This is a genomic window from Acidovorax sp. HMWF029 (genome assembly GCF_003060895.1).
In the GTDB taxonomy this organism is placed as follows: domain Bacteria; phylum Pseudomonadota; class Gammaproteobacteria; order Burkholderiales; family Burkholderiaceae_C; genus Acidovorax.
Window position 1 is genome coordinate 16559 of the sequence record NZ_QAIH01000142.1, and the last position, 805, is coordinate 17363.

The window sequence follows — 805 nt, forward strand, 5'->3', positions numbered from 1 at the left end:
AGTCATGGCGCACATGGCGCTTGTCGGTCACGCGCGTCAGGCCCCCAGTGCCGGGCAACACGCCCAGCAGCGGCACTTCGGGCAGCGACACGGCCGAGGAGCGGTCGTCCACCAGCACGATCTCGTCGCAGGCCAGGGCCAGCTCGTAGCCGCCGCCTGCGCAGGCGCCGTTCACAGCGGCCACGAATTTCAGGCCCGAGTGTTTGGAGGAGTCTTCGATGCCGTTGCGCGTCTCGTTCGTGAACTTGCAGAAGTTCACCTTCCAGGCGTGGCTGGAGACGCCCAGCATGAAGATGTTGGCGCCCGAGCAGAAGATGCGGTCTTTGGCGCTGGTGACGATGACGGTGCGCACCGTAGGGTGTTCAAAGCGAATGCGGTTGAGCGCGTCGTGCAGCTCAATGTCCACGCCCAGGTCGTAGCTGTTGAGCTTGAGCTTGTAGCCGGGGCGGATGCCGCCGTCTTCAGCAATGTCGAGCGACAGGCGGGCGACCGCGCCGTCCACCGCCAGCTTCCAGTGGCGGTACTGCGTGGGGTCGGTACGGTAGTCCACGCGGGATGGGGGCTGCACGGGATGGGTCATGGCGTCTCCTTGGAATTGAATTGTGCAAAATAATGCATGTTTTTTGATTATTGTGCATCATGATGCATATCTATTGGCAAGTCAATGCATGTTTGTGCGTGTTCCGTCGGGAGGTGGCGCACAGCAAAACGGGTGCGCAGATCAGGCGGGACCACGCCCCGTGAGGGGTGTGGCAGGTGCGGCGGGGTGGTGCAGAGTGGGAGTGGGCTCAGGCCGTCTGTGCCG

1 protein-coding gene is annotated in these 805 nt (G+C 63.0%); it reads right to left on the minus strand.

Annotated features, from left to right (window positions below; translation table 11 throughout):
- Nucleotides 1–580, minus strand: a 580-nt coding sequence (locus tag DBR12_RS22705) for an enoyl-CoA hydratase-related protein (RefSeq protein WP_369861464.1), incomplete at its 3' end; no start/stop codon positions are given.
- Between the last annotated feature and the right edge of the window lie 225 nt (nt 581–805).